The 2,079-nt window shown below is 64.1% G+C and carries 3 protein-coding genes; all 3 read right to left on the bottom strand.

What is annotated here, in order from left to right:
* Positions 1–37: 37 nt before the first annotated feature.
* Positions 38–1,063 carry a tryptophan--tRNA ligase gene (trpS, locus tag JMF90_RS34790; RefSeq protein ID WP_201326135.1) on the bottom strand — a complete coding sequence of 342 codons (1,026 nt, stop codon included), beginning with the start codon at positions 1,061–1,063 and terminating at the stop codon, positions 38–40.
* 209 nt (positions 1,064–1,272) lie between these two features.
* The gene (locus JMF90_RS34785; protein ID WP_006481299.1) at positions 1,273–1,428 is read right to left on the bottom strand and encodes a hypothetical protein; all 156 of its coding nucleotides are present in this window, start codon (positions 1,426–1,428) and stop codon (positions 1,273–1,275) included.
* A gap of 411 nt (positions 1,429–1,839) precedes the next feature.
* Positions 1,840–2,079: hypothetical protein (locus JMF90_RS34780; protein WP_374104320.1), on the bottom strand; the 240-nt coding region annotated here is incomplete at its 5' end.

Raw genomic sequence — 2,079 nt, 5'->3', positions numbered from 1 at the left:
TCGTATAACTTCGTATAATGTATGCTATACGAAGTTATTACGCGCCGCTCAATCGAAATACGTCAACCCCACTCGCCCCCTTCACCTCCGCGAGCGTCGCCCCCGCCACTTCCCGTGCATGCAGCGTGCCGCGTTTCAGGATCGCCATCACTTCGGCCTTGTCGGCCTCGAATTCGCGGCGGCGTGTGCGGATGGGCTCGATCAGTGCCTGCAGCCGCTCGTTCAGCACGCGCTTGACGACGCTGTCGCCGAGGCCGCCGCGGCGATAGTGCGCCTTCAACTCGTCGACCTTCGCCACGTCCGGCTCGAACGCATCGAGGAACGTGAACACGACGTTGCCTTCGACCTGGCCCGGGGCGCTCACGCGCAGGTGGTTCGGGTCCGTGTACATGTCCTTCACGGCCTGCGCGATCTCGTCCGGCGTCGAGCCGAGCGTGATCGCGTTGCCGAGCGACTTGCTCATCTTCGCCTTGCCGTCGATGCCGGGCAGCCGCGTGACTGCCGACAGCACGGCCTCGCATTCGACCAGCACCGGCTGCTCGACGGTCGCGTTGAAGCGGCGCACGAGTTCGTTGGTCTGCTCGATCATCGGCAACTGATCGTCGCCGACCGGCACGTGGGTCGCCTTGAACGCGGTGATGTCGGCTGCCTGGCTCACCGGGTAGGTCAGGAAGCCGGCCGGGATGTCGCGTTCGAAGCCGCGCAGGCGGATTTCTTCCTTGATGGTCGGATTGCGTTCGAGGCGCGCGACCGTGACGAGGTTGAGCAGGTATTGCGACAGTTCGGCAAGCTCGGGCACCTGCGACTGCACGACGATCGTCGAGATCGCCGGATCGATGCCGACGGCGAGATAGTCGAGCGCGACCTCGATCACGTTTTCGGTGACGCGCTGGCGGCGGCCCATGTTGTCGGTCAGCGCCTGCGTATCGGCGAGCAGCAGGAATTGCGTCGCCTCATGCTGCATCTGCACGCGTGCGCGCAGCGAGCCGATGTAGTGGCCGAGGTGCAGCGGACCGGTCGTGCGGTCGCCGGTGAGGATGATCGGGCGGGTGGGTTGCGTCATGGTCGTCGTTGGCTCCGGGTTGTCGAAGCCGCCAGCCATGACGTCAGCGCAGAAACGCAAATGCCGCCATGGCTGGCGGCATCACGTTTGGGACATGCAAAAGGAAACGGGCCGCCTGGGTCAGGCGCGCCACCAGCAATGCACGATCGGCGAGGCGGGTCGGGTTTCCATCGCGGCAGTATAGCGTAGTGTGCGGTTGGCCGCGCGCGTCAGCGGATCACCGACTCCATCGCGAGGTAGGCGGTTTCGGCGGACGGCCACAGCAAATACAGCAGGCCGGCCATCAGCAGCCACGCGCCGGCGCGTACGAGCGGCGTGCGGTCTTTGTCGCGTGGGGGACGGGTGGGCTGCTTCGATTTCTTCATGCTTGCAGGCGCGGGGTGCGCCACTCCAACGGTTACTGCAACGGGTCGCGCGGGGCGAGCCGGGGTGTTGCGGGGTTCTTGAGCGGGCTGGATGCCGTTTCCGGGGCCTCTTGCCGCCTGCGAGAGGGCAGGATCGTCCGGTCGCAAGGCAATAAATAGGGGGCGATCAAATACCCGTTTTCTATGCCGAGGCGACCGGCATCGTACCAGTTCGGCGGCGGGGGCATAGTCAAGAATTGTGGGGACGGGACGGTCGGCGAGCAGAGCAGCAACGTCGTTTGTCGATCAGCCGAGACGTATGCGTGATGGACTTGGTCCATAAGGGCTGAATCGTTCCTGGGGCCATCAGCCCTGTCGTCTCGATCGAACCAGAGTTGTTCTAAGAACGGAAACTACTGCGAACCGTCCGACTTACCATGGCGAAATATTCTCATTGTCGGTACGCTTGCTGCGTTCCCGAAGGTAGGCATGTCTGAACGCGGCATAAGTACCCACGGCGAGCCCGATCGAGCCTGCACCGATAAACGTCGACTCAATGCCAATGTGCTGGGCGGCCCACGACCCCACGATCGGCCCGAGGACCAACGCCGTGAGCTGCAGGCTACGGGCCGACGTGGAAATGACGCCGAGCGCATCGCGCGGCGCGTTCTT

Source organism: Burkholderia sp. E168m23, assembly GCF_016586125.1.
Taxonomy (GTDB): Bacteria; Pseudomonadota; Gammaproteobacteria; order Burkholderiales; family Burkholderiaceae; genus Burkholderia; species Burkholderia orbicola.
The sequence above is the reverse complement of the archived record's forward strand: the minus strand, read 5'-3'. Positions and strand labels throughout refer to the sequence as shown.